This is a genomic window from Fuerstiella marisgermanici (assembly GCF_001983935.1).
In the GTDB taxonomy this organism is placed as follows: domain Bacteria; phylum Planctomycetota; class Planctomycetia; order Planctomycetales; family Planctomycetaceae; genus Fuerstiella; species Fuerstiella marisgermanici.
The window spans coordinates 445190-471939 of sequence record NZ_CP017641.1 but is presented as its reverse complement, the minus strand read 5'-3'; the positions used below and the strand labels follow the sequence as shown (position 1 = coordinate 471939).

The 26750-nt window shown below is 55.5% G+C and carries 18 protein-coding genes, 1 tRNA gene and 1 pseudogene; 14 read left to right on the top strand and 6 right to left on the bottom strand.

Going from position 1 to position 26750, the window contains the following annotated elements; translation table 11 throughout:
• Nucleotides 1-184: 184 nt before the first annotated feature.
• Nucleotides 185-1744 (bottom strand): TolC family protein, encoded by a 1560-nt coding sequence (locus tag Fuma_RS01665; protein ID WP_218922369.1) that lies wholly within the window; start codon nt 1742-1744, stop codon nt 185-187.
• 216 nt (nt 1745-1960) lie between these two features.
• A pseudogene (locus Fuma_RS01660) lies at nt 1961-2646 on the bottom strand (peroxiredoxin-like family protein).
• 698 nt (nt 2647-3344) lie between these two features.
• Between Fuma_RS01660 and Fuma_RS01655 the strand changes: the two are divergent.
• The 5 genes from Fuma_RS01655 to Fuma_RS01635 all read left to right on the top strand — a co-directional run bounded on the left by Fuma_RS01655 (nt 3345) and on the right by Fuma_RS01635 (nt 8605).
• On the top strand, nt 3345-3923 hold the full coding sequence (locus Fuma_RS01655; RefSeq protein ID WP_145943902.1) for a hypothetical protein: 579 nt from the start codon (nt 3345-3347) through the stop codon (nt 3921-3923).
• A 315-nt stretch (nt 3924-4238) separates the two neighbouring features.
• A complete protein-coding gene (locus tag Fuma_RS01650; RefSeq protein ID WP_083731724.1) occupies nt 4239-5330 on the top strand; it encodes a DUF1559 domain-containing protein in 1092 nt (363 codons plus the stop codon).
• Nucleotides 5331-5425: 95 nt separating this feature from the next.
• Nucleotides 5426-6244: a DUF4198 domain-containing protein gene (locus tag Fuma_RS01645; RefSeq protein ID WP_077022596.1), complete on the top strand. Its 819-nt coding sequence runs from the start codon at nt 5426-5428 to the stop codon at nt 6242-6244.
• A 13-nt stretch (nt 6245-6257) separates the two neighbouring features.
• Nucleotides 6258-7097 carry a peroxiredoxin family protein gene (locus Fuma_RS01640; protein ID WP_077022595.1) on the top strand — a complete coding sequence of 280 codons (840 nt, stop codon included), beginning with the start codon at nt 6258-6260 and terminating at the stop codon, nt 7095-7097.
• A 122-nt stretch (nt 7098-7219) separates the two neighbouring features.
• On the top strand, nt 7220-8605 hold the full coding sequence (locus Fuma_RS01635) for an outer membrane protein assembly factor BamB family protein (RefSeq protein ID WP_083732521.1): 1386 nt from the start codon (nt 7220-7222) through the stop codon (nt 8603-8605).
• 96 nt (nt 8606-8701) lie between these two features.
• On the opposite strand, the gene Fuma_RS01630 is transcribed toward Fuma_RS01635, so the two are convergent.
• The gene (locus tag Fuma_RS01630; protein WP_229360826.1) at nt 8702-9205 is read right to left on the bottom strand and encodes a hypothetical protein; all 504 of its coding nucleotides are present in this window, start codon (nt 9203-9205) and stop codon (nt 8702-8704) included.
• Nucleotides 9206-9541: 336 nt separating this feature from the next.
• Between Fuma_RS01630 and thiC the strand changes: the two genes are divergently transcribed.
• From thiC to Fuma_RS01585, 6 genes are all read left to right on the top strand, one after another.
• Nucleotides 9542-11347, top strand: a complete 1806-nt coding sequence (gene thiC, locus Fuma_RS01620) for a phosphomethylpyrimidine synthase ThiC (RefSeq protein WP_077022592.1) — start codon at nt 9542-9544, stop codon at nt 11345-11347.
• A gap of 261 nt (nt 11348-11608) precedes the next feature.
• Complete coding sequence (locus Fuma_RS01610) at nt 11609-11995, top strand: helix-turn-helix domain-containing protein (RefSeq protein ID WP_077022590.1); 387 nt, start codon at nt 11609-11611, stop codon at nt 11993-11995.
• A 91-nt stretch (nt 11996-12086) separates the two neighbouring features.
• The gene (locus Fuma_RS01605) at nt 12087-12827 is read left to right on the top strand and encodes a hypothetical protein (protein WP_077022589.1); all 741 of its coding nucleotides are present in this window, start codon (nt 12087-12089) and stop codon (nt 12825-12827) included.
• 341 nt (nt 12828-13168) lie between these two features.
• Entirely contained in the window at nt 13169-14593 is a 1425-nt protein-coding gene (locus Fuma_RS01595; protein ID WP_077022587.1) for a sulfatase-like hydrolase/transferase, read from the top strand.
• Nucleotides 14594-14706: 113 nt separating this feature from the next.
• Complete coding sequence (locus Fuma_RS01590) at nt 14707-16911, top strand: sulfatase-like hydrolase/transferase (RefSeq protein WP_077022586.1); 2205 nt, start codon at nt 14707-14709, stop codon at nt 16909-16911.
• 357 nt (nt 16912-17268) lie between these two features.
• The gene (locus Fuma_RS01585; protein ID WP_077022585.1) at nt 17269-19242 is read left to right on the top strand and encodes a fructose-bisphosphatase class III; all 1974 of its coding nucleotides are present in this window, start codon (nt 17269-17271) and stop codon (nt 19240-19242) included.
• 180 nt (nt 19243-19422) lie between these two features.
• On the opposite strand, the gene Fuma_RS01580 is transcribed toward Fuma_RS01585, so the two are convergent.
• Nucleotides 19423-21057, bottom strand: a complete 1635-nt coding sequence (locus Fuma_RS01580; protein WP_145943899.1) for a hypothetical protein — start codon at nt 21055-21057, stop codon at nt 19423-19425.
• A 495-nt stretch (nt 21058-21552) separates the two neighbouring features.
• Between Fuma_RS01580 and Fuma_RS01575 the strand changes: the two genes are divergently transcribed.
• Nucleotides 21553-22488, top strand: a complete 936-nt coding sequence (locus Fuma_RS01575) for an SMP-30/gluconolactonase/LRE family protein (protein ID WP_077022583.1) — start codon at nt 21553-21555, stop codon at nt 22486-22488.
• A gap of 169 nt (nt 22489-22657) precedes the next feature.
• Here Fuma_RS01575 and Fuma_RS01570 read toward each other — a convergent pair whose 3' ends face one another.
• Nucleotides 22658-23170 (bottom strand): pyridoxamine 5'-phosphate oxidase family protein, encoded by a 513-nt coding sequence (locus tag Fuma_RS01570; protein ID WP_218922368.1) that lies wholly within the window; start codon nt 23168-23170, stop codon nt 22658-22660.
• A gap of 1044 nt (nt 23171-24214) precedes the next feature.
• A tRNA-Ser gene (locus tag Fuma_RS01565) sits at nt 24215-24301 on the bottom strand.
• 424 nt (nt 24302-24725) lie between these two features.
• Here Fuma_RS01565 and Fuma_RS01560 point away from each other — a divergent pair.
• Together Fuma_RS01560 and Fuma_RS01555 are read left to right on the top strand one after the other, a co-directional pair.
• Nucleotides 24726-25904, top strand: a complete 1179-nt coding sequence (locus tag Fuma_RS01560; RefSeq protein ID WP_077022581.1) for a hypothetical protein — start codon at nt 24726-24728, stop codon at nt 25902-25904.
• Nucleotides 25905-25975: 71 nt separating this feature from the next.
• A complete protein-coding gene (locus Fuma_RS01555; protein ID WP_083731722.1) occupies nt 25976-26734 on the top strand; it encodes a ThuA domain-containing protein in 759 nt (252 codons plus the stop codon).
• Nucleotides 26735-26750: the final 16 nt, after the last annotated feature.

Genomic DNA, 26750 nt, shown 5'->3' with positions numbered 1-26750 from the left:
ATGCCCCGCTGTCAGACGAAAGGGATCTGAATTTTCGGCGGGCATGGCAGAACGTCGAACATTAGAGCAATTTACGTTCTGTTGTGGACGGTTCTGGCTCGTGGGACCCGGCCCACGTAGGACAAAAAACGCTTTCCGCGGCCACAAGCCAGCGTGATACGCTGTAGGACGACGATCGCGACCGTCAATCCTCAGATTCGTCTTCTTGTTTTTCGGCGAGTTCTTCAAAGTCCAGTACAACGTCAAATTCATCGTCCACCAACGGTGATTGTAGGAAACTCTGTTGCGGACGAGTATCGAAGTCGCCCGCCAACGCTCGATACAGGTTGACACGAATCAGTACCAAATCAAGTTGAGCCGACAACAGTTGACGCTGCAGACTTTGCTGCCCCGTACTGGCACTCAACACATCCAGATACTCCGCGTCACCGATCAGATACTGCTCCCGCAACTGGAGTGACGATTGGCCTGCCAGTTTAACCTGATTCTCAAGATGTTCGATCCTTTCGAGCTGATATTTTTCCCGAGCCAGTGCATCCTCAACTTCGCCAAACGCCGTCAACATGGTTTGAGCGTACTGAAGGAAAAGCTCACACAACACCGCCGATGTCCGATCGATTTCCGCCTGCCGTTCACCGCCATCCAGCAGCGGCCCGATCAGTTGTCCGCCAATGGAAACGAACCAGTCTCGCAGCACCGTTTCAGGACTGTCGGCAACGTTAAGCAGCGACGCTGTCAGGTTCACGCGAGGATACAACCGACTTATCGCGGACGCAACATCTCGATCCGCGGCCTGAAACGCGACGTAGTCACGTCGAACGTCCGGTCGGCGTTGCAACAATTCTGACGGTAGTCCGGTTTGTGGCAGCGGCGGCAATTCCGGCAACTGAGCTCCCGTATTGTAGCTCGCCGTTTGAGGCATCTCGCCCACAAGAATCGCCAGCTGATGTTCCAGAACTTCGATGCGTGCCTTGGCAATTGCAGCCTGTTCCAATGTGGATTCCAGCAACTGTCGCTGCCGCAGCACGTCAGCCAGGCGAATCAACCCTTCCTCAAATCGTGACTCCTGCAACTCCGTCCCCGTGCGGTTGGATTCGATTTGCTCGTCCAGCAGCTTCACCTGGGCATGAGCTTCAACCAGCGCAAACCATGTGCGAGCAATTTCCGCAGACAGTGTCAGAGCAAAGTCGTGGTAATTAAGATTGGTCGCGTCTGCTCGCAAATGTTCCGCGTCGACGCGCGATTGAATCTCACCCCACAGGTCGACGGGATAAATTCCGTCCAGGCCCCACTGCAGCGTCGTCCGATCTTCGCCAGGACCGAACGTACTGTTCAGTCCGACGACGCCGTCCAGATCTCCAAACAGGTCTGACCCTTCCCGTCGCGCCAACGCTCGTGCCGCACGGACTCGTTTTTCGGCCGACGCCAGCGAATAGTTACTTCCCAGAGCGGCTTCGATCTGACGGTTGAGGTTCGGATCCCCGAAGCTCGTCCACCAGCGACTCTGAGTAATCTCGTCGCCGCTTTCTGAAAAAGCGGCCGGTGGCTGTTCGTGCAACGTCGGCCGCAGCAGACTCCGGTCAGCGCAGCCACAAGTGGCCAGCAGCAGGACAAGGAACCACCGAGCAGTTCGCAGGCGATTGTGATTGAGGCGCAACATAGGTAGCAGCGATTCTGATATTCCACCGCCGCGCATGGTATGCCAGTTCTGCCGGCTGATGACGCTGTCTGAGAAATCACTCATGCAGACGCCTCGGTATATCGCAAATTCAGCATCGACGAATCCTTGTCGGTCACATTTGCCGATCGTCAGAAAGCCTGAAATCGGGTCGTTGATCAGCCATAGGTCCGCGGCGCAGTTCCCAACCGCGTTCACGCACAGTCATTTGCGGCACCATCCCGCCCACACTGGTTGAGCTGTTTCTGAAAAGCTGCCGCCCGCGCCGCTCAATACTCAATGCTATCTGTCCGCGATAGCTTTCACAGCAGCGATCACGTCAGCAGGTTCCGCTCGTTTTTTGTAGTCAGCATCAAGGAAGGCGTAAGTGATCTTGCCGGATTTGTTGACGACGTAAGTTGCTGACAATGGCAACTGAAGATCGTCATTGCCGTTGTAAGTTTTCAGTCGTCCGCTGTCGCGATACGACGCGGCAATTGTGGGAGGCAGATCAAAGACGATGCCGTACTTCTTTGCCAGGGCGTTGTTGCTGTCATGAAGGGCGACGATGTTTAGGTCGTTGGCTTCCGCCGTTTCTTTCGCCTTCTCCGGAAGTTCGGGTGACAGGATGACTAACTTCGCACCGGCACCTTCCAGCTTGTCGAGGTTCTTCTGCATCGCTCGCAGTTGAATGTTGCAGACGGGCACCAACCACCGCGGTACCACATCAACACGACAGGCCCTTCGCTCCACAGTTTGCTTAGCGTGACCGTGTTGCCCTTCCAGTCTTTCAGTTCGCCGTCGATCGCTACATCGCCCACCTGCCTTGCCGATTTCTCAATGCCGGTCGCACGAACCGCTTCGATCCCCTTTTTCGCAGCGGCCCGCCGTTCGGCGGAAGCACGCTTGGCAAACTGATCCGCCTTTTCGGCAAGTTGTTCTTTGAGGCTTCCTGACGTTTGCGAATCCTGCGATAGCGCCGGGCTCATCACAAAGATCGACGCAGAAAATGCGATGACGGAAACCTGGAAGATCGACTTCATGGTCTTACCTTATAGTTTAAGAAAACATAGAAAGGGCTGCGGCACTGTTTGATGGCTGCACTTGCAATGCGTTGATGCTGTTTCGCAAGCATTTTCCCTGTGGCGGATCGACTCCGAGCAATGCGAGATCGAGGCGCCGCAAGGGCCACAAAAGTTAGAAAACAGCCCGCAAATTATTGAGAGATGTGATTGCGCGTGACCGTCGCATTGTCAGATGTGGATGCTCAGCGTCCCCCACCGCGCGACGATTGCCAATCAGGGAAGCTTACGACGACCAGGCGGCCGGAGTTTGATTTGTTTCAGCGCATGCGACGAGTGGCTCATCGTGCAGCAGATCAACCGCTTCAATCTTTCTTAAGTTTCGTCGGCGATTGCTGCACCTCAATGGGCGAGTTCTCTATTTGTGGAAGCTGGCTTCCCAGGTACACATGATCCAATGATTCCATTGCGGGGCTGCAGACGGGACGGTAACCTCGGGCACTGTGAGGAGTGAGCTGGCGGCATTTTGATTCGGTGATTCTGTATCAGGGTTACTGGAAGGTTCAATGTTTAGTCGGCGAGTGTATTCTGGACGCGGCATCGGACGCAGGCTAATCGGCCTTGCGCTGCTGGCGTCATTGTGCGCGTCGTTCGTCCCACTTCCGATGCCGAACGCACCCTCGCTGGAAAAGGATCAGTCTCAACCTTTTCCCTGCCAGAATCGGCCCTGCGGCTGTGCTTCAGCAGAACAATGCTGGAAACAATGTTGTTGTTTCACCAACGCTCAAAAGGTTGTCTGGGCGCGAGAGAACGGCGTTACTCCGCCGGACTACGTCGTTAAAGCGGCGCGAGCCGAATCGAGCGAGAAGATCGCGAAAGCGAACCTTTTGTCGCGGGAAATCTGCTCGCTGTGTAAGAAGCCGGCGACCGACGCTAGTGGCAACAACAAAAGTTGTTGCGAAGCCAGGGATGCGAAATCCTGTTGCAGTGCCGACGGGAGTGACCAACGCGAACAGCGGAAGACTGACGAAGCGGATTCTGAAGCCCCGCGTTACGTCATCGGGTTCGAAGCGATGAAGTGTCGCGGACAGGGTGTCTTCTGGAATTCACTGCCATGGGCCGTCATTCCCAGCCCTTGCGTTTCTGAACTTCCCGTCGAACCTGGACGCTGGGATCGACCTCAATCTGCGACCGTGGCTTCTGTCGCCGCCGATCCGCCTGAGCCGCCGCCGCGACTGGTGTGATGGCCATCAATCCCATCGAGTGGTTTCGTGAAGCACTCGCACGCGCCCGTTTTAGCTGGTCGCAGTGCCTGTTGCGCGGCTTGTGTTCGCACGCTCACGCGGGATTCAGCTCGCTCCTCACAAGGCTGGTTGAAACACCTGTTGTGAGCGTGCCATCACCGGCCGCGCAAGCATTCAGAATGACTCGATGCGATCGTCTTCTGAGTACATTCCCACGCCAGGTTTGCCGCTGCGCGAAACAGGGTGTTCAGTATTCGGAATTGCACTCATTTCCATCACACATGGGTTTCCGCCCATCGTTCATAAGGCTCAGACATGAGAGAACATATACCCCCACCTCGCGTGCGTCAGCGCGGGTTCACACTTATCGAATTACTTGTCGTGATTGCGATTATCGCCATCCTCATTGGGTTGTTGCTACCTGCCGTCCAACAAGCGCGCGAGGCGGCTCGGAGGACTCAATGCAAGAACAACCTGAAGCAGCTTGGCCTGGCTTTACACAACTATGAAAGCACTCACACCGTGCTGCCCAGCAACTATTCCTACGGCCATGGATCCACCGGAAACTTTTCTGTGCAGGCTCAACTGCTGCCCTATATGGATCAGGCGGCGCTGCACAATCTGTTGGACTTCAGCGAAAAGATGCAGATCGGCTGTTGCCCTGGCGATCTGAATACTCCGTTTATTGAAGTGGCCAAAACAGTGTTGCCCGTCTTTCGCTGCCCCAGTGACCCGGGGACGGACGTCTTCGAGATCACAACCGGCAATCGCGATGGAGCAACCGGTCGCATCGACTATTACGCAGGCACAAACTACCACCTGAATCAGGGAACCGGGCTGGGCACCAATTACGATGGGCGTGCTCAAACCGATGGGCTGGTCTGGACCAATAGCAAAGTCAAATTTGCATCAATCACCGACGGTTTAAGCAACACGGCCGCTTTTTCTGAATCAGTGTTTGGGCTGCCTGAGCAAACCGTGTCTGCTCCGACTTCTGATTACGAACGTCGACGCAGCTACATCAACGTGGCCTGCGTCTGGACGTCACGATCGATCCCGCCGTCTCCGCCCGGCCTGGCAAACGGATACCAGCCGCCTAACGATCCTGCACAGTTTGAAGCGGCGACGGTCGCGATCAGTCGCGGCTGGGCCGGGCAGCGCGGAGCGGGCTGGATTCACGGCCGAGAATACTGGACCAACTACCATCACTATCACCCGCCCAACAGCACAGTGCCAGACATGGGAAGCTGCGGAAACGGCATCTTCGGTGCTCGCAGCGAACACATGGGCGGAGTCAACGTGCTGATGTGCGACGGTTCCGTGCGTTTCGCAAGTGACAGCATCGACCTGGACACCTGGCGAGCCCTCGCAACACGAGGCGGCGGCGAAGTCATCGGTGAATGGTAAGTCCCAATCCTGTTCCCTCAATTGCTTCACCAACCGCCGGACCTGTTTCGGTGGTCCTCGGAATCTACTCAACTTATTTTACAAGGAAACTTCAAATGAAAACGCTGTCTACAATTGTTGCTGCCGCCTTGCTGACTGCTTCGGCTCAGGCTCATGCTCATGACACCTGGGTGGAAGTGAATACTCCGGAAGTTCGCGAAGGCAACGTCGTGCATGTTGACCTGAAGCTGGGCAACCACGGAAACGATCATCGCGACTTCAAACTACACAGCCTGATTACGCTGGACAACGTTTCGCTTTCCGTGATGGCTCCGTGTGGATGCGAAGCGGATCTGAAACCGAATTTGATTGGCACGGCCTATGAACCCAAACAGGGTTACTGGACCGCGCCGTACACGACCACAAAGCCCGGCCTGCATGTCGTGTCGCATGAATTGGATACGTTGCATGGTAAGATCCGAGCCATCAAGAGTGCCAAGACTTACTTTGTTGTCGGTCCGGATCCAACGGCCACAAAAGGGCCGCTGATGCGTTGTGATCGTCCGCTGGGACATCCGTTGGAACTGGTTCCGGTGACGAACCCAGTCACGGAAAGCGGTCCGAATACGCCCATTCGCGTGCGAGTGCTTTTTGAAGGCAAGCCGCTGGCTAATGGTCGAGTCACGTTTATTCCGCGAGGTCAGCAACTGGCGGAAGAGTTTGACGAAACGTTCGAACGCCGCACAGATGCCAAGGGGGAAGCTGAATTCACACCGACCGAAGCCAACGTCATACTGGTCGTGATTCATCACAAGGAAGCGGAACGCAGCGGCGATGGCTACGATGCCACCTATTACTCGGCCGCACTCACAGTGGCCGTACCACAAGTTCCGTTCCCTAAGCCTGCTATAAAAACAACAACTGCCTCCAGATAAGGAATTCGCCATCATGGCTAATCAAGAGTTGAACGGAGTTACTCCGGAAGACGGCACTGCGCCGGAACGAGGATCCGGAACGAAACTGTTTCTGGCCGTATTAGGCGGATTCGCGCTGCTGTACGGCAGCGCGATGGCCTGGCACGTGACTCATCCAATGACGGGTACCGGAACCGAATCGCCAGGCTTTCTGGAAAGGTGCCGACTGATCTGTGCTGACTATGGGCTGGTCGCCACGGGCGATGTCAGTGCCGATGCCAATGCGTACCTGGAAGCTGTCGACAGCCAAAAGCTGTCCGCGTCTCTGCAGGACCTGCTCTCAACCGACAATTTCGAACGAGCCGTCACGGAAGATCATCCTTTGATCGGAAAGCCGGCTCCGGATTTTGTCCTGTCCGACACGCAGGATCAGTCGCAGTCGCTGGCGGAACTCAATCGCCAGGGGCCCGTGGTTCTGGTGTTTTATTACGGCTACAACTGCAGTCACTGTGTGGCTCAGTTGTTTGCTTTGCAGAAGGATCTCGAACACTTCAACGAACTTGGCGCTCAATTAGTTGCCGTCAGCGCCGATCTTCCCGCAGCCACTCGCAAGAAGTACGAAGAGTATGGTGGATTTGAGTTTCCGGTGCTGTCTGATCCGGACCTGAAGGTCGCCGAAACGTGGGGCACCTACGTTCGCGAAACCGACGACCAGCAGGAAGACATGCTTCACGGGACTTTCGTGATCGATCGTGGCGGCAAAGTTGTCTTCGCGAATCGTGGCTACCAACCATTTGTCGATAATCGGTCACTGCTGCAATGGCTGAACGAATCCGGTTCCGCCACAGGCAGCGATCTGGCCCCTGCCGAGTAGCACACCAATAACGACCAGCTAAACACAATATGTCCGAAGGGCAGCAGATGCCCTTCGGCAGTCCTTCGATTCTGCGCAGCATGCGGTGTTACGCAGAAGCGAAACTCTCACGGAGTCGATCAATGAATACAACTCAACCTTCCATCACGAGAATATTCCGCCACACACTGATCGCCCTGGGCGCGACGGCATTTACGCTGTGGTCCTGTTACGGCGATGAACCGGCGGCTGCGTCCAATCGGTGGCCCGCGTTCCTGGGAGCCGGAGCATCCGACATCGCAGCCGATTCGATTCCCATGACATGGTCTCCGACGAAGAACATCGCCTGGAACGTTGCGATTCCAGGGTACGGACAGTCCAGTCCCGTGATTCGCAATTCTCGCGTCTACCTAACATCGGTGGAAGGCGACTCGAAACAGAAACTGCACGTCGTGGCTTACGATTTGGCCACGGGAACACAGGTTTGGGATTCGATCACAGAGTCGACATTCCCTGAAAAGAACAGCGTTTACATCAGTCGAGCCGCGCCGACTCCGGTAGTCGACAATCAAGGCGTGTATGCGTACTTCGAAAGCGGCGACGTTGTCGCGGTCTCGCACGATGGAAAGGCAAAATGGCACCAGTCATTGACGAAAGAATTTGCGAAACCCACCAATGAATTCGGCCTGTCGGCATCTCCCGCGCAGACGGCTGATCACGTGATCATGCTAATCGACGATCCAGCGACTTCTTACGTTGTGGCGTTGAACAAAACGGACGGCAGCACAGCATGGAAAACAGATCGCACCGCGCGGACAAGCTGGAGTTCTCCATCAATTGTGACCATCGACGGTGTGCCACAGGTCGTGTGCAGTTCGGCGGGAAGTGTAGATGGCTACGATGCCGCAACCGGCGAGCAACTTTGGACGTTCACAGAAGTCGGCGGCAACACTGCCACGACTCCCATCGACCTTGGAGAAGGGCGGTTCTTCATCGCTGCATCACCCGGTCGTCGCGGTGAAAATTCAGAACTGGCAAAGAAATCCAACGGCCTGATGACCGTTCGCCGCAACGGCGACGAGTGGAAAGCGGAGTTTGCCTGGAAGACGCCCGATGCAACTCCTTCATGGGCGTCTCCGATGATGCACAAAGGCTTTGCGTACTGGGTTAACCGTGTCGGTGCCGTCTACTGCCTGCATGCCGAAACGGGCGAACCCGCCTACACTCAGCGAATCAAACAATCCGCCTGGGCGACTCCGGTTGGCATCGGCGATCACGTTTACATCTTCGGCAAGGAAGGGCTCACGTCGGTCCTTAATGCGGGATCTGAATTCGAAGTGGTTCAACAGAATGCTCTCTGGAGTGACGACTCACCACCGATCAACAACGTGCCAACGGCCGAGGAGACGTCAGAAGAACGCCGCCGCGGAGTCGCCATGTTTTCGAAGCCGACGCTGTACGGTGTGGCGGTCGTTAACGGATCAATCGTGCTTAGAACAGGCAGTTCGCTTTTCTGTGTGCGAGAGTAACGTGTGGCAAGAGGGCCGAACGCGGGGCCGAACAGGGCTTCGCGTTCGGCTGGTGAGAACTTGCCGGCTGATGCCTGTCCGCGAACTCAAAGCGAATTAACTATCTGTTTCGCTTTTTATAGCACCGTCCTTTGGGTTCGTTTCGCCAGCCAGATAGTAAATGCAATCGGCCCGAAACCAGACATAACCAATCCCGATCGTCAGTACGCAATAGACCACGATGATGGCCGGATGCGTTCCGGCGTCGAGCAGTCGCGGGGTGTCGAGGAACCGATCGCCTGACACCCATGCCAAGGCGAGGTAACTGCCATTGGCGATCAGGCAGAAGTCGGCAATAAACCAAACCCAGCGCCGCTGAGCAACATCTGCGATCGTCAGCGGAATAGCCACACCAAGAATCGGTCCGGCCCAGAGCGTGATGAGCGGATGTGGATCCGGGGAATGCAAACTGTACGGCATCCGCCACGGAGCGAGGTCGTAGTCAGTGAGAGTCGCGCCGCAGATCATTCCGCCAATCAGATGGCCAACTTCGTGCGTGAAGGTCATCACAACCCAGGATACCGCCAGCAGTGCGACAAATTTAGCTGTACGCCGAATCAAAGCAGAATCACCAATCGTGGATTTGTGTGCGCAGTCGGAAGATGCGACCGATTCGCCGGAAGTGACTAATTTTGAAACTCGCGAAACCGCTTCGGAGGCACGCTCAATCTTACCCGAGGCGGACTATCTTCGCGCTACGCAATGAATCGATTCGCCTTTTTATGCTTTGGCCGTCGAGAAACCTCGTGTTACCGCAGGTGGTCTGAACCTGACAATTGCAAATAACGATGCGGAGACTACGATTAGGCCGCACACGGATCGCGCGACCGGACGTCGACGCGGACGTATTCACGTGCCGAAACTGCAATCAAGGACCGCTTCGCCGGAAATCAGACCATGGCTATTGATCACATCGCTCGCGTTAAGGAACTGATGCCCGAAATTCTGGCGTCTGACCCCAGCAGCACTCACGCAGGGACCACTCCCGGCAGCTTCGCATCGGCTCCCGAAATTGCAGCGGGCCGCGCTGGCGCGAAGACCTATTCGTCTCAGGATTCGCCCGGCATCCCAAAACCGTCCAACAAAACGGCCTGGGACTTTATGCCGACCGACTGGACATTGATCGAAGGGTTCGAAGACGACTACGAAAAGGCGGAAGCCTGGCAGCGGCCGCAAAATTACGAACCTTCCACGCAGCTCGATAGTGCTCGCTGCGGGATTGTCACGGTGGAAATGCAGCGAGTCGCCGACCGTGAAGGGCATCTCACCGCGACGCAGGTGCGAGACGAAGTCGCGGCCGGACGCATGGTGATTCCGGCCAACCGGAACCATCTACAGCACAATCTGGATCCCATGGCGATTGGCCGCGCGTCGAAGACCAAGGTCAACGCGAATATGGGCGCGTCGCCAGTGTCTTCCGGCACGGACGAAGAAGTCGAGAAGCTGAAGTGGGCCGAACGCTGGGGTGCCGACACCGTGATGGACCTGTCCACCGGTGGAGATCTCGACGCCTGCCGCGAAGCCATTATTCAGAACAGCACTGTGCCGATCGGAACCGTGCCAATCTACTCAATGATCATTGGGCGACGAATCGAAGATCTGGACGAAGAAACGATCCTGAACACGCTGCGGCACCAGGCCGATCAGGGCGTTGACTATTTCACCATTCATGCGGGCGTGCTGCATGAACATCTGGAATATGTCAAGAATCGACTGATCGGCATCGTCAGTCGAGGCGGTTCGCTGCTGGCCAAGTGGATGATTCATCATTCGCTACAAAACCCGATGTACACTTTGTGGGAAGACATTTGCGACGTGATGCGGCAGCACGACGTCACCTTCAGCATCGGCGATGGTCTGCGCCCCGGCGGCTTGGCTGATGCCACCGATATCGCTCAACTGGCCGAACTTTCTACGCTGGGCGAACTAACGGAACGAGCCTGGCGGAAGGGCATCCAAGTCATGGTCGAAGGCCCGGGGCACGTGCCGCTGGACCAGATCGAATTCAACATGAAGGTGCAGCGAACGCTTTGCCATGGAGCACCGTTTTACGTACTGGGTCCATTGGTCACAGATGTTTTTCCGGGTTACGACCACATCACAAGTTGTATCGGAGCAACCAACGCAGCGTGGCACGGTGCCAGCATGTTGTGCTACGTGACCCCGAAAGAACATCTGGGGCTGCCGAAAAAGGACGACGTCAAGCAGGGCTGCGTCGCCTACAAAATTGCAGCACACGCGGCCGACGTCGCTCTGGGAATTCCGGGCACTCGAGATTGGGATGACGATCTGACTCGCGCACGAGCCGCTCTGAACTGGCAGAAACACTTCGACCTAAGCTTCGACCCGGACACGGCTCGGGCATATCACGACGAAGATCTGGATGTCGACACTGACTTCTGCGCAATGTGCGGGCACGATTGGTGTAGCGTTCGCATCAGTAAAGAGATTCAGGAATTCGCCAGCGGCAAGTCTGATGACTACCAATGGCAGAAGGCCAAAGTGAGTGCAGCGCTAAGCGAAGAGCAACAAGAAATCCTGGAAAAACGCGGAGTCCTCAGCCCGGAAGAGCTGCATCGCCTGGCGTCCAAAACGAAAAAAACGATGGGTGCCGAAGAAGGCAAAGCGTCGTGCCACAGCGAAGTGAGCGACGCGGACAAGGCTCAAATGCTACAGATCGTGGAACTCGGCTCGGCCGACTAAACACCTGGAAGACTCGTAGTTTCCCGCTAACCATTCGTAAACGACGCGCGAAATTTCGTTTCATCGGGACGGCATGGGCACGCCAGGGCCGTCGGCCGAACGGCGTGCCCGATGGCCCACAAGAACGCGGCGCCGTGCGGAGAATGCAAAGCGGCTGCCGAACAAGTTGCTATTGACTGTGAATGTCAATCTGCTACCTTTGACTGCAGAAATCGTGAGCGGGCCCGACAATCGTTCACAACTCATCGCAAGGAGCGAAACATGACCACGGTTGGCCAGCGGATCCGCGAGATTCGCAAAGAACGCAATATGACCCAACGGCAGCTTGCCGAAAAAGTTGGGATTAACTTCACTTATCTTAGCCGCGTAGAAAACGACCGGCTGGATGCAGAGCAGACGCCGCGCGAAGACACGCTGCAAAAAATTGCAAAGGCACTGCAAGCCGACGCGGACGAGTTACTACTGCTTGCGCGACGAATTCCGGATACGTACCGAGAACGGATTTTGGCGAAGCCCGGTATCTTTCGGCGTATTATCCAGATGTCGGACAGCGATCTGGAAGGACTGCTGAATGGTTTGGAAACAGCAACCGACAGCAGTGCGAAGGACGATACATCGGAGGACCTGCGCCGCCGGAAGGCTCGATAAATAGTTCGGCCGCAAATGAAGACGCCGGCAGGCGTCCTGACAGCGCCTTCGTTTTTCTTCACCACGTCGACTGGTATGGAGTCCGTTCGGCATGCGACGATTTGATCTTTCCGACATTAGCACCTCAGTGATTGACGAGATCACGGCGATGCGCATTCGTCAGTACGAACAACTTAGTGGCACGTCCGTTAAGTTACCTGTGCCGGTGGAGAACATTGTCGAACAGGTTCTGAAGCTGGATTTCGACTGGATCGATATCGACGAACGCGAGGGCGAACAAATCCTGGCTGGTCTGGTGCCCGAACAAAAACGGATTGTGCTGAACAGTCGCCACCTGAATCTCTTTGCCGAAAAGCCGGGGCTGGAACGCAGCACAATTGGCCACGAAGCCGGTCACTGGGACATCGATATCGATCGCACCAGTTTACATCATCCACGTTTGCCAGGTTTTGATATACAGGACAGCGTCGTCCGCCGACAGACGGCCGACAATAGTATTCTGGTGGAGGTGCTGAATCGAGCTGTCTACGATGATCGGTACTTCGAATTGTATCGCCATCTGACGGCCGGGCAGGATACGCCGGAAGTCAAAAGCGCGGTCGATCGCTATCAGTCTTCGCTGTTGATGCCATCCTGGCTGATTCGCGACGCTGTGCAGGATATCGACGTCACCAATTGGAGCGACCTGTACGAGCTTGCCGAGCGAGCTCAGGTGACGATCTCGAACCTCGTTGTCCGGCTGCATCGCATGGACATCATCTTCATTCCGCAGGGTTCAAAACAGATCTTTGCGGGTAAAGATCGGTTTGTGGGCCAGATGCTTCTGTTTTAGCGACGGATGCGGAATCGCAGCGGCGCAGGATGTCCGGTTTAGCATCTCCGTGTACGGTGATGGCTCTAAACTTGCGGGCGTAGTCATTCGCCATTGCGCTGCGTCAAGTGCGCGATTGATCCTCCATCGACATGCAGTTCCCGCACTTTTCGAATCGCTTGTCGACCACCTGCTGACCAGTCGGGACCTCCGATTTCAGCTTCATCGCGGCTGTTCGTGCTCAAATTCCGGCCTTTTCGGTGAGCCAGGTCCCAACGAAGCTGGGCGATCACGGGTTGCGAATTACTATGGGGCAGGCCATAACTCACCGAATACCTAATCCGGCACCAGCGAAGGCGGCAATGATTCATCAATCGCTCATCTCCATCACAGTTCTTGCCGCCATGCTGGCGGTGCCGTCGTCGAAATCGTGCGCCGCAAACTCAGACAGTGCGTCGCCCAATATCATCCTGCTGATGAGCGACGATCAGGGGTGGGGCGATGTCGGCTTCAACGGCAACGATGTCGTTAAGACTCCTCACCTTGACGCGATGGCATCCGCCGGAATTCGCTTCAACCGCTTTTACGCCGCCGCACCACTTTGTTCCCCGACGCGAGGAAGTTGTCTGACGGGACGTTACCCGTTCCGATTCGGAATCCTGGCCGCTCACACAGGCGGCATGCGTGTTGGAGAAATCACGATCGCAGAAATGTTGAAGAAGAAAAAGTATGCGACGGGGTTCTTTGGCAAGTGGCACGTCGGCTGGGTGAAGCCGGACGAAGTCGGTACGCGAGGTTTCTATTCGCCGCCATCACATCATGGTTTCGACGAATACTTTGCCACAACCAGCGCTGTACCGACCTGGAATCCGACAGTCACACCCGACGATTGGGACAGTTTTGGTGGCGAGCCGGGCGGTCCATGGAAAGGTGGCTTCCCATACGTTCACAACGGTGACGAAGCGAAAGAGAACCTTTCTGGTGACGACAGCCGCATCATCATGGATCGTGTGATTCCGTTCATCGAGGCGAACCAGAGCAAACCATTTCTCGCAACGGTCTGGTTCCACGCTCCTCACGAACCGGTTGTCGCTGGCGATGAGTTCAAAAAACTATACCCCACAGCGGGCAACAAACGGAAGAACTACTACGGCTGCATCACAGCTATGGATCAACAGATTGGCCGCCTAAGAACAAAGCTGCGGGAGTTGGGGATCGACAAGAATACCGTGGTCTTCTTCTGCAGCGACAACGGCCCGTCCGACGGACTGGCAAAAAAAGGTGTCGCTTCTGCCGGCCCTTTCAAAGGCCACAAACACACCATGTTTGAAGGTGGCGTTTTGGTTCCTGCCTGTGCTGAATGGCCCGCCGTAATTCCAGCAGACACGTCTACCGACGTGCGATGCAGTACCGTGGATTTCCTGCCGACCGTCGCATCCATTGTGGGTGATTCCAGGTCCGGAAAGACATCTCGCCCGATCGATGGAATTGACCTGATGCCCGTGATTCGCGGTGAGGTCAAACATCGAGATCGAAGCCTGTTCTTGGGGTATCGAAGGCTGCACAAAGGCATCGACGGCAAAGCAATCATTTCAGGTGACTGGAAGCTGCTTCAGGAAGCAAAAAAGGACGGTCGCGTACGTCTTTATGATCTCGCGAAAGCCCCCTTCGAGAAACACGACCTATCGGCTGAACAGCCAGAACAGACAATGCGACTTCGCAAACAGCTGGAAGAACTGGAAGCGAGTTGCCAGCGAAGTCGCGACGGAGCCGACTATCGGTATTGATCGCCAACTCCAGCCCTCAGTCGGTTGCAGTATCAGGTTCGCCGAAGCCTTCCCGAATCGAATAATCGCCCGGTCGATAGCGTCCCGGGTGCTCACGAAAGATAGAAAACGCAATGCCTCAGACTCTTTCAACGCTGACTCGCAAAGCGGCCGTGGCTTGCATTGTCCTGACTTTGCAGCCGATTTGCGCGGCCGACGACTACGATGTTTATCTTCTCGCAGGCCAGTCCAACATGGATGGACGTGGACTCGTCAGCGAGTTGCCAGAAGACCTGAAGGGGCCGATGGACCAGGCGATCATTTTCTATCGGAGTGTGCCTCGCACAAGCGATGGCTGGCAGAACCTCGCACCCGGGTTCAGTGTGCCGCCGAAATTCAAACGCGAACTTCCTTCGCCAACGTTCGGCCCCGAAATTGGGTTTGCTCGTTCAATGCTGAAGGCCGACCCGAACCGCAAAATTGCCTTGATTAAAGGCTCGAAAGGCGGCACAAATCTGCGCTCCGACTGGAAGCCTGGTGTGCCGTCAGACAAAGAAAGCCAGGGGCCGCGTTATCGTGACTTTGTCGAAACCATTCAATTGGCGACGACGCAGCTAAGCCAACGGGGCGACCGATTTACGATTCGCGGCTTGCTGTGGCATCAGGGCGAATCCGATTCAAAGTCAAGCACCGATATTTACCATCGCCGGTTGAACGAACTAATCGGCCGCATCCGTGAAGACGTCGGTGTGCCCGATCTCCCCGTTGTGGTTGGCGAAGTCTTCGACAACGGCAAACGCGATACTGTCCGCGAGGCGATCCAGAAGGTTGCGGCGGAAAGTGCAAGCGTAGGGCTGGTTTCGTCTGAGGGCACGAAGACCTCTGATCCCGGCACACACTTCGACACGGCCAGCCAACTGCTATTGGGAGAACGGTACTCGGTCGCCATGCGGGACCTTCCCATACCCAAGCCCGTAAAAATGCCAGCGGCGCCCAGGAAAGATAAAATCGACAAGCCCAACGTGCTGTTCATTACCGTCGATGATCTCAACGACTGGGTCGGATGCCTTGGCGGCAACCCTGACGCACAAACTCCGAATCTCGATCGGTTCGCAAAACAGAGCGTCCTGTTCAGCAACGCCCATTGTCAGGTGGCGTTGTGCTATGCGTCGCGAGCCTCGTTTATGACGGGCATGTACGCATCGAAGACCGGCATCTACAACAATTCGTCGAAGTCGGCCAGCCCCGCTTACCATCAGGCGAAGCACATGCCGGTTTGGTTTCGGGAGTACGGTTATCGCACGATGTGCATGGGGAAGATTTACCACAACGACCACGGCAAGAAGGTGTACTGGGACGAGATCGGTCCAAAAACACTTCGTTGGGGACCGGAACCTCCCGACGGTCGGCAGTTCAAGAAACGGTTCGGCAAAGACGCCCAGGATTCACTTGCCTGGGCCGCGCTCGACATCGAAAAAGGGGAAATGCCCGATGAGCAAATCGCTGCCTGGGGAATCGAAAAACTCAACCACGACTACGACCAGCCGTTCTTCCTGTCACTGGGTTTCTATAAACCGCACACACCGATGACGGCGCCGAAACGCTACTTCGAACAGTTCGACCGAGACAGCCTGACACTTCCGAACGTACTGGAGAACGATCTGGATGACGTGCCTGAAATCGGACGTCGATGGGTTCTCGACCGGAGCAAGCTGATTGCAGAAGAGGCAGTCAGGCAGTACAGCCCGACATACCGGCGAGAACTTGTTCACGCTTACCATGCCTGTGTTGCATTGATCGACGACTGTGTCGGTCAGGTTCTGGACAAGCTCGACAAGAGTCCCTACGCGGACAATACAATCGTCGTCCTGTGTTCTGATCACGGCTGGCATTTAGGAGAAAAGCACCACTGGCGAAAATGGATGCCATGGGAAGAATCGACCCGAAGTTTGCTGATCGTGCGAACTCCGAACGCCCCCGGCAACGGCAGCGTCTGCAAACGAACGGTCGGGCTGATCGACATTTACCCGACTCTTGCAGATCTCTGCGAACTGAAACCGCCCAATGGCCTTCAGGGCTTGAGTTTTCGACAACTACTTGAGAACCCAAATGACGAATGGGAACGGCCCGCACTCACATCGACGAAAGCTGGCAACCACACCGTTCGGTCGGAGCGGTGGCGTTATATTCGCTACGTCGACGGTTCGGAGGAACTTTACGATCATGACAAGGATCCAAACGAGTGGCATAACCTCGCAGACGATCCTTCAATGACCGCGATCAAGACACAACATGCTATGTGGATCGACCGTCTGACCAGCACGGCCAGCGGCGAGTAAGAGATTCAAAAAGAGCCACAAACGAAAACCTTGGCTCTTGCGATCGATCTAATTCTCGCATTCCGGCAACGGGGCCGCTTCGATCAGGCATGCGTCCGCCATACAACAAAAAGTGGATGCAACAACGCTACGGGTTCAGCTCAAGCGACCAGGAAAGCGGGCCAGAAGCCGCGAAAAGTCAGCACGGAACTTCATTCCAGTCCGCACAGTGAACATCTTCAAAGCTGAAACAACTGCCCACAAATTGCCGTCGCGCAGTTCGAAACACGAGTCCTCCATCCGTATACTCACGAACGAATCAGCGATCCATCGTCGCACGTCCGTTTACCTATCGCTTCTCCCACTCCAACTCATAGCATGCAGACGACATCCCATTCGTTCAAACGTCCCGAAGCCGATCTCTCGATGCTGGAGTTGCTGGCCTTAGAGTATCCCAACATTGATGCTGCGATCGCTGAATCGGCGCGGCTTGCAGCCGTGCGAACGCTTCCTAAAGGCGTCGTGCACGTCATTAGTGACATTCACGGCGAAGACAAAAAACTTCAACACGTGATCAACAACGCATCGGGTACGTTGCGTCCACTGGTTGAAGAATTGTTCGCTGAAACGATGGACGCTACTGCGCGGGAGGAGTTTCTAAAGCTCACGTTTTATCCCGCCGAAGTGACCAAACGCGTTGGTGCCACACTGACGCAGCCAGACGAAATTCGTGCATACGCGCTGCGGATGCTTATGCCGCAGCTCGAATTGCTGCGATACCTCGTCTCGAACTTCAGCCTGCGGCTCGCGACGAATGTGTTCCCTGCTGAGTACCGGGAACTGTTGCTTGAGATCATGCACGCACCGTCGACCGAGCGTGGCCCCGAGTTTGTCGGCGCCATGCTTGATGAACTCGTGCGACGCGATCGCGCATTGCACCTCATCCATCTGCTGGGACGTTTGATTCGCAACCTTGCCGTTGATGAATTGATCATTGCGGGCGACCTTTGGGACCGAGGGCCACGAGGTGATCGTGTGATGGAGTACCTTCGGCAGCAGCCCAACGTCGAATTCATTTGGGGCAACCACGATGTCCTGTGGTTGGGCGCGTCGCTGGGCCACGAAGCGTTGATTTGCACAGTTCTGCGAGTGTCACTGCGTTACCGTCGGTTGGGCCAGTTGGACGAAGGCTACAGCGTACCACTGACGCCGTTGGAACACCTTGCTCAAACGGTGTACGCCGACGACCCGGCTGAACACTTCATGCCTCAGCGCGAAGGCATGCGGCCAAAGATTGTCGTCGCGAGAATGCAAAAGGCGGCTGCCGTGATGCAATTCAAGCTTGAAGGACAAATGATTGAACGGAATCCGCACTGGAATCTGGAGCATCGGCGATTGCTGCATCGGCTCAACCACGAAGCAGGGACCATCGAGATTGACGGAAAAACTTACGAACTGCGTGATGCCAGCTTTCCGACAATCGATCCCAAAAATCCTTACGAACTTTCCGACGACGAATCACTCTGCCTGTCACGCCTTAAGCACTCGTTTCTAAGCAGCCAAAAGCTCAGCGAGCAAATGCGATTCATGGTCGGGCACGGTTCCATGTATCTCAGACGGGATGAGTGCTTGATCTTTCACGGTTGCGTGCCCGTCGATGCCGATGGCAACTTCCTTCCGCTTGAACTCGATGGACAATCACTCGCCGGGCGTGCGATGTTCGAAGAAATCGAAAAGGTCGTTCGGCGTGCCGTGGTCAATTCGGAACAAGCCGACCTCGATTTTCTTTGGTATCTCTGGAGCGGTCCGAGGTCACCGTTATTTGGCAAGGACCGGATTGCGACACTGGAACGAGACTTCATCGCCGACAAGACGCCGCATCGAGAAACGAAGGACGCTTACTTCTCACTAATTCATGAAGTCGAATTCTGCGACAAGGTGTTAAATGAATTCGGCATGGCATCCGACGATGGACTGATTGTCAACGGTCATGTTCCGGTGAAAGTCGAAGCCGGTGAATCGCCGTTGAAACGCAGCGGCAAAGCGATCACGATCGACGGAGCGTTCTCTGAGGCGTATGGCGATCACGGGTACACGCTGCTGCTGGAGCCGGATCGCATCGTTTTGGCACAGCACTCACACTTTGATTCGGTCGAGGCGGCGATTCGCGATGGCGTCGACATTGTCCCCAAGGTCCAGGACATTCGCGTGTTCGATTCTCCCAGGCGTACCAGCGACACTGAACGAGGCCAACGGATTGGATACCGTTTCGCGATGCTTGAAAGACTTATCGAAGCCTACAAGACCAATCGCCTGCACGAACGTCCGGCGAATTCGAACTTGACGCATTGAAAAGTTCGTTCATCGCGAATAGTTAACACCAGCAGTCGGTCTGCAGGGCCGCGACAAGCAACAAACGCACCCAAGAAGCGGCTTGAACTGAGACGGGATTCATCCTCCGAACAGGCTCTCAGCTGCTGATCCGGGTCAGCCAGAAAGTCTGTGTTATCTGTCTGGCGGACTCTCGATTGATTATTCCTGGACCTCGCCCTGAATCGACTTGCCTCTGAACGGTCCATAGATCCCCTGCCCCCAATTAAGATCTTTATCCAGTCGAAGACCTGAGCCCAACCGTTCTGCCAGTTGCCCGGTCAGCGTGGTTGATCCGATTTCTTTTCCATCCTGAGTCATCGAAATTTCTGCGCCGCTTACTAGGAATTCAAAAGTCGTTGGACCATCCGTCCACGTCGTTGGCGCACTCAGATGGCCGGGCATTGTTATCGCGTAGACCGCACCGTACGACTTCCATTTATCAGGTTCCAGAAACGGAAACCTGTCGGCATCCCGATTGCAAGGCGATTTCGCAGACGTCGAAACGAACAAACTCGGGCCACTCGGAACAAGGCTTGTCACTCGCTGTCCCCATTGATTGGGAACGTCAGCGCCTTCGTTCTCTAAGTCATAGGGATGAGTAATCTTGTTGGAAAGTTCCGGATGGTCAAACATTCGTTGAGCAAACGACCAGGCTCGACTGTCGGGGTTGTAGCACCAGAGTTCTCCCCACGGCCAGACGCCGACAAAAACGTCGCCGCCATAAATCGCCGTCGTCTGAGCTTCCCGAGCACTCTTCGAAACGCCATCCAGCACCGGCGGCCAGCCCGCCAGGTCACTGATCTTAGCGCCGTCATACTGAAACACACGGCCTGTTGGATACTGCCCCATCAGTAGACGGTCATGAAAAATCATCGTCGAATACAGTTGATAGCTGACGCCGAGCTCTGGCTGGCGAAGTGTGCGCCATTTGTCTTCTTCGAAGACATAGAATCCGCCAATGTTGGATCCCGTAACAATCTGCTCGTTCAACTGCCCCCACGCGAAAGTCGTTTCGCCAACAACAGGAAGAGTGAGCACGATGGCGGTCGAAAGATCGACAACCGGTTGGTCGTATGTCCACGGGCACGCATACAGCTTACTGAATCCTGCGGCGTCGTTTTCATAGGCTCGATAACCACCGCCGCCTCGATTCACGTGATAAAAACACAAATGGCCATTCGCGTAGAAGAACAACTGGTAGCTACCCTGTTCCGGGCGACTTAGGATCGTGCGTCCGTCAAACTGCACTTCGCTGTCACCAAACGTCAACAGCTTGCCAGCGACTCGCATCGATTCATTCGTACCGCCAATTTCACGTTCTGATTTCCACGAGTTTGACTTCGACCCCCAAGCCTTCACGCCTCCGTAGGTCGACCGGACAACGTCATCACGGCCATAAATGTATGTCCCACACAGTTGATTAGGTCGCGGCAGTTGTTCGGTTCTAAGAGACCGCTTGCCATCTGTGGGGCGGACAAAAAACTGCAGCGAATGCCTGTCCGCTCGATAACGCGTGTTGTATCCATTCTGAAACCCCGCACCGATTACGACGGAGCCATCAGTGCTGGCGACTTCAAACAGAGAACCAAAGCTGTCTCCAGTATCCTGCCCTCGATCGATCGTGACACTGATCCGTTTCGTCGTCGCAGCTCTCTCGGAATCCAGCTCCTCGCAGGCTCCAGGGGTTGCAGAGTTCGCCGTCGTCCGTGCATCTTCCGAGCAATCGTCACCGGGCGCAACAGCAGTCATCAGTGTGGCGGCGATCATGAAACAAATACGGTTGCCAGAGGGCATGTTGGTGCTCCGGAACGGAAACGATTCGGCGGAAACTACGGTCCAGTGACGAGCGTTCAGCGAACGTCTGAGTGCCAATCTACTACAGCAACAGAAACAATTCCATCAGCCCCGCTGTCCCTCGAAGCTGAAACATCCAGCGCCGCTGCGCCCCCCCCACTGACGTCCTCGCTTCAGAATGCTTCCAGCCGCACCGGGAAGACACAATTGCAGCAGGATCGGCGGCGCAGACGAACCTGATCATGGTGCCTTTTTCCGGGCACTTCCCATACAAACACACGAACTCAACCTGCTGCTACGGGACATGCGTGACGGCGACTGGAATTTGCATGACGGGCGCGGGATGATGATCCCGACGCCCGTTCACTCCAGGCACGATTGTACGGACACTCCGCAGTTGGCGAATTGCCTGAAAGCAAGGAGCGTTAACTGACTCAGAACTGCCTGAGTGAAGTTCGCTCGCCGATGAAATCAACCTGAACAGATAGAAATCCAATGAGACTGAAATTACTCGTGGCGGCGTTCGCAATCAGCCTCGTCGGCACAGGCGCTCGTGCCGATGAGATCACGCACAGCTTCCTCGCCTGCGGCCAAAAGACGTACATCATGGGCGCAGACGGTGTCCCAAGCTGGACCTACCCAGCCAACACGCGTGACGGCTATGTACTGGATGATGGCATAATTATCCTGACCCTTAGCAAATCGAAACTTCACTCCGGCGGTGCGGTTGTCAGCATCGCCCCTGATGGCAAAGAAACACTGATCTGGAAAGGCACTCAAAGCGAGGTCAATAGTGCTCAACCAACTGCAGACGGTTCGTTCGTCATCACCGAGGCAGGCAACAATCCAAGACTGCTCGAAGTCAGCGTTGCTGGCGAAGTGCTTGTTGAATTCCCGCTGGCCTGCCAGAAGGAAAATCACCACATGCAAACCCGTATGGCTCGCAAGCTGCCCGACGGAACTTATCTCGCACCACACCTGCTGAACTTCGCCGTCTTTCACTATGGCCGCGACGGCAAGGTTCTTGGCAAGCTGGACACAACCGTCCCGGGCGACCCCGATCGCAAGATTCACACATGGCCGTTCACCGCCATCCGGCACGGCGACGGCCATACGCTTGTCTGCTGCACCAACGGAAACCGAGCCGTCGATTTCGATGCCAACGGAAAGATCGTCTGGACGTTGACCAACGACGACCTTCCCGGCAAATGGCTACAGGATCCATGCGGCGGCCAGGTTCTGCCCAACGGCAACATCGTCGTCACCAGCTACGCCGGCGGTCGTGCTGACCGCAACGCCCCAAAGCTGTTCGAGGTGACTCGTGAAAAGCAGGTCGTGTGGAAATACGCCGACGGCCAAAAAGCCGGAATTCACCACTTTCAAATCCTCACGACCAACAACGAAAAACTGCAGGGCCCGGCGTTGAAGTAAATGCCACCTGAAGCACGACTGCCTACGCCGAAGCAATCGCAGCTCACAGTGTCAAAACAACGAAGCCGGAGCATGGCCGCCGGATAGAAACGACATTGGGACCAAATAACCTGTCAAACATCTCTGAACAACCGGTGCGTGCCGCTTGGCTTGCAAGCACTCACAGGTGTTAGCTTTGTGGATGGCTGCCATGTTCGCAGTCAGTGTCGTCGACGAAGTAGTCGTTGGACTTAGCGATCACATCATCAGTGCCCCAGTCGATCGGCTTCTGCAGTTTGCTAAGTCGTGGCACATGCTTTGAGCAGTGTATGTACGCCTCTTCCACCGTAACAACTACCCACCGCTCTACGATTCTGACGTTTTTCGAGTCGCCATCCAGAAGGTGTTCGGCGATTGAACGTGGAAGCTTGTCCGGCTGATAGCTGTGAGCGAGGCCGTTCACGTGTAACCCAACGGTCGTGTCAAAAAAGTCGACAAACACCAATCCGATATGTGGATTTTCAAGAATGTTGCCGAGACTTGCAAACACCCCGTTTCCTCGAAATTCGGGGTAGGCCAACGTCGTTTCGTCAATCACGCTGATGAATCCCGGTTTCCCAAACCGCGGCGAGCAGTCGCAGTTGCCGCCCGCGTCTGCTGTTGCGACGAAGAACATTTCCTGGCGGCCAATGAGATCGATCATCCTTGCATTTAACGATTGGAGCATCTGTCGATCGTAAAACCGATCTGCTCGGGCAGATGATCCCATTTCATGCTGAATTCGACGTTCGCCGGAGTCTTCGGAAACCATATTTTATATGAACTAAAACGAATTGCGTTCGATAGTGCTGGCACGGTCGGATGCCTATGGAACGTGGGTTGAACTTTGCCGCCTCCGCGAACGGCGGACGTGTGTCAGACGTTGAAAACTCGATGACGTCACCGAACTTTCTCAAACGGCATGGTATCACCAGCCCGACTGCGTGTCACCGCTGTTGCGTCCGATGATTAGCGCGATGCCCAAGGCAATGCTGTGGCCGGCGAGGTGCGGTCCTTAATGTGGCAATTCTTCGCGCCAGAAAGCTCAAAGTGCAGCTGCAACGAACGCGGCAGTGACAAACGAACGGATGGAGACAAGTTACAGCGAATCTCACTGACTTGTGACCGCGGAACAAGCTTTTCGCACGATGAAGGCTGTTTCCCATTAGCCCCACCGCGTCCACAATAAAGGGAAAACGGCTCTAATCTCATCGAAAACATCAATGATCCGAGGCGCGACCGAAACGTGTTTCGCGCTGGACCGTGTCGCCGCGAGGCGATGGCTCGCCAGCTTGCGCAATGCGCTCGTTCGATCAGTTCCTCCTCCACGCTTCTATGCGACGACCTGGAAAATGTGCCAGGGATAAACGTTTGCGGAATGACTCAAACCCGCCAACAAACCTACGTGCCCAGGCACAAAATTTTGGCGACACGGTGACAATCATCAATACCCGGGTTTCACGCCGAATTACCCGGCCTGACTTAGACTACTCTCACCGATTCAACGGCAGCGACAGCGTCACATGGTACGCGGAGACGTGGGGTAGTGAGGCACCCCCAGCGAAAGAGGCAAGGCGGCCCGGCGTGATTGGCCCGGCCATCGGCTGATACGAATGGGCAAAACGCAAAACACCTCAACCCTGGCATGGGCCGGGGTTGAGGTGATGATTGCAGTTGCCTGTCATCAGATGATGACGGCTGCTAAAAGCGGAGAGAGGGGGATTCGAACCCCCGGTACGGTTGCCCGCACACAGCATTTCCAGTGCTGCACAATCGGCCACTCTGCCACCTCTCCGGCTTGTCCGAAAACTGACTCGCATGGGAATGCGGAAAGTTCGGCTCAGCGTTACGGCCACGAATACTATCGACGGACCCATTTTTCGCAACATAGTTCGCCGTGTTTCGTCGCCGCAAAGCTCGGAAAACTCAATTCGGGAGCTCTAATCGAACCACGCGCCCTCAATCAGTGGCTGGAACACTTTACGCGTCGGCCTGTTCTGGATCTTCAGGGCCGGCAGGCCGCTGAAACTGCGTCGGACAGCCTTTCTGTCGACGGCGCTGGCTGAAGATCCAGCGACGCGCGGGCAAGAGTTGCGACGTGCCCCGCGAGACGCTGATCGCCATTATGGCCCTGCAGCGCCGACAAATTCTGGAGATGAAGGTATTATTCGGGCAGTGTTGAGGTCCTTTTCGTTTCGAGCAAACCATGAGTTTCGAATATGCGTTCGGTGTTTCGAGTGAAAATCGTATGCCTGATGGCGGCCCTGGCAGTCGCGGCCTGCTCAGTGGTGACGGCGCAGGACACAGGCGAGGAGCGGCAGTCTAAGAAAGATTTCTCGGCAGCGGACGTTGCGGCCGCTCAGCAATTTGCGAGTACACTCGGAATCACCGACTGGCTTGGACCGCTGGCTCCGGTGGCGTTGTCGCCATTCTTTGGCATCGCGTGGCTTTCCGGCATGTCATTGTACGGTGGTAGCTGGGTTTCGCCGGATAACCCGTTTCTTGGTGACGCATCGCCGCTGCACAACCCAGCCGTGTTCTGGACGTTTCTTGGCCTGACCTTGCTGACTTCCATTCCGCGGTTAACCAAAGTCAGTAAGCCGTTCGCTCAGTCTGTCGACCAAATTGAAGCGTGGGCTGGCATCATCACCATGGTCGTACTGAAGATCATGATGGGGGTCAGCGCTCCGGATGCTGAACAGCTTGACGTCGTTCAACTTGGACTTGTTTCGTTCACAATCGACACTCTTCTTGTGATTGCGGCAGCGATAAACATTTTTGTGATCAATGCGGTCAAGTTCTTCTTTGAAATGCTGATCTGGATCACTCCCGTCCCTGCCATCGATGCTGTGTTTGAAGTTGGCAACAAGACAGTGTGCGGCGGGCTAATGGCGGTTTACGGATTCAGCCCATCGATTGCAACGGCCATAAACCTTGCGATGCTGTTGGTGTCGCTGGTCGTGTTCCGGTGGATCTATCGGCGAGAAGTCTTCTTCCGCACGGTCCTGCTGGACGCCGTTTGGAGTGTCCTCGCGCCGCCGAAGCGGGTCGCAAAGCCAGAGCTTGTTGTATTCCCGACATCAGCGGTGGGCCCGTTTCCGGCTCGTGCACGATGCTTCCTACTAAGAACTGAGAACGGTTGGTCGTTGACTCAACCGCGCCTGCTGCGGAGTAGCCTGCTGCTGGACGTTACGGCAAGCGACTGCTGCCTCGAACTTCATCAGGGATACTTTACCAACAGCCTGAAACTCACCGGCGTGCATTCCACCGAACTGACCTTCAGCCGCCGTTATAATTCTCGACTGTCAGAACTTGCCGAACATATCGGAGCCGGGTACGTCGTGCCCGAAACGGCGGATCTTCCAGGTCGGGCGACGCTGAAAACAGAACTCACGTAGACAGTTGGATTCCGTCTCGAACATCGATATCGTCGCCGAACGCACACAATCACTATCCGGAAACAAACGCCATGCTTCGCACACTCTTCACTCACATTCTGCCAATTTGTTGCGTTCTCGCGCTGGTCAACTTACCGCACGCAGCGGCCGACGAATCAGCGCCAATCAAGGTGCTGCTAATCACGGGCGGCTGTTGCCATGATTATCCGTTTCAAACGATGTCGTTGCAGAAGGCGGCGAAGGCTCGCAAGCTAAACGTCGACTGGACAATCATTGATCAGGGTGGGGACGGCACCGACGCTCAGATTGACTTGTACAAAAACGCGGACTGGGCGAAAGGTTTCGACGTCGTCATCCACAACGAATGCTTCGCCAAAACGACCGACGAAAACTACATCAAGAGTATCACGAAGCCACACTTTGAAGGCACAAACGCGGTCGTCATTCATTGTGCAATGCACACGTATCGCGATGCTAAGATCGACGACTGGCGGCATATGCTGGGCGTGACAAGTCGGCGACATGAACACAAGAGCAACTATCCCGTCCGCAACGCCAAACCTGATCATCCGGTGATGAAGGACTTCCCGAAGGAATGGACGACTCCCAGTGATGAGTTGTACATCATCGAAAAGGTGTGGCCGAACACCGAGGTCCTGGCGACTTCAGTAAGTGAAAAAACCGGCGACCTGCATCCGGTGATCTGGACAAACACGTACGGCAAAGGCCGAGTCTTTGGGACCACGTATGGGCATTCGAATGAAACGTTTGAAGACAACGTATTTCTGAATGTCGTGATCAACGGGATGGTCTGGGCCGCTGGAAAGTAGGCCCGGACCTGAACAG

Coding starts and splice junctions, on each gene's coding strand:
- Fuma_RS01580 (WP_145943899.1), bottom strand. CDS start 21,057: ATGCCCTCTGGCAACCGTATTTGTTTCATGATCGCCGCCACACTGATG.
- Fuma_RS01595 (WP_077022587.1), top strand. CDS start 13,169: ATGATTCATCAATCGCTCATCTCCATCACAGTTCTTGCCGCCATGCTG.
- Fuma_RS01575 (WP_077022583.1), top strand. CDS start 21,553: ATGAGACTGAAATTACTCGTGGCGGCGTTCGCAATCAGCCTCGTCGGC.
- Fuma_RS01640 (WP_077022595.1), top strand. CDS start 6,258: ATGGCTAATCAAGAGTTGAACGGAGTTACTCCGGAAGACGGCACTGCG.
- Fuma_RS01590 (WP_077022586.1), top strand. CDS start 14,707: ATGCCTCAGACTCTTTCAACGCTGACTCGCAAAGCGGCCGTGGCTTGC.
- Fuma_RS01635 (WP_083732521.1), top strand. CDS start 7,220: ATGAATACAACTCAACCTTCCATCACGAGAATATTCCGCCACACACTG.
- Fuma_RS01585 (WP_077022585.1), top strand. CDS start 17,269: ATGCAGACGACATCCCATTCGTTCAAACGTCCCGAAGCCGATCTCTCG.
- Fuma_RS01605 (WP_077022589.1), top strand. CDS start 12,087: ATGCGACGATTTGATCTTTCCGACATTAGCACCTCAGTGATTGACGAG.
- Fuma_RS01645 (WP_077022596.1), top strand. CDS start 5,426: ATGAAAACGCTGTCTACAATTGTTGCTGCCGCCTTGCTGACTGCTTCG.
- Fuma_RS01560 (WP_077022581.1), top strand. CDS start 24,726: ATGCGTTCGGTGTTTCGAGTGAAAATCGTATGCCTGATGGCGGCCCTG.
- Fuma_RS01570 (WP_218922368.1), bottom strand. CDS start 23,170: ATGATCGATCTCATTGGCCGCCAGGAAATGTTCTTCGTCGCAACAGCA.
- Fuma_RS01555 (WP_083731722.1), top strand. CDS start 25,976: ATGCTTCGCACACTCTTCACTCACATTCTGCCAATTTGTTGCGTTCTC.
- Fuma_RS01610 (WP_077022590.1), top strand. CDS start 11,609: ATGACCACGGTTGGCCAGCGGATCCGCGAGATTCGCAAAGAACGCAAT.
- Fuma_RS01655 (WP_145943902.1), top strand. CDS start 3,345: ATGCCGAACGCACCCTCGCTGGAAAAGGATCAGTCTCAACCTTTTCCC.
- Fuma_RS01650 (WP_083731724.1), top strand. CDS start 4,239: ATGAGAGAACATATACCCCCACCTCGCGTGCGTCAGCGCGGGTTCACA.
- thiC (WP_077022592.1), top strand. CDS start 9,542: ATGGCTATTGATCACATCGCTCGCGTTAAGGAACTGATGCCCGAAATT.
- Fuma_RS01665 (WP_218922369.1), bottom strand. CDS start 1,744: ATGAGTGATTTCTCAGACAGCGTCATCAGCCGGCAGAACTGGCATACC.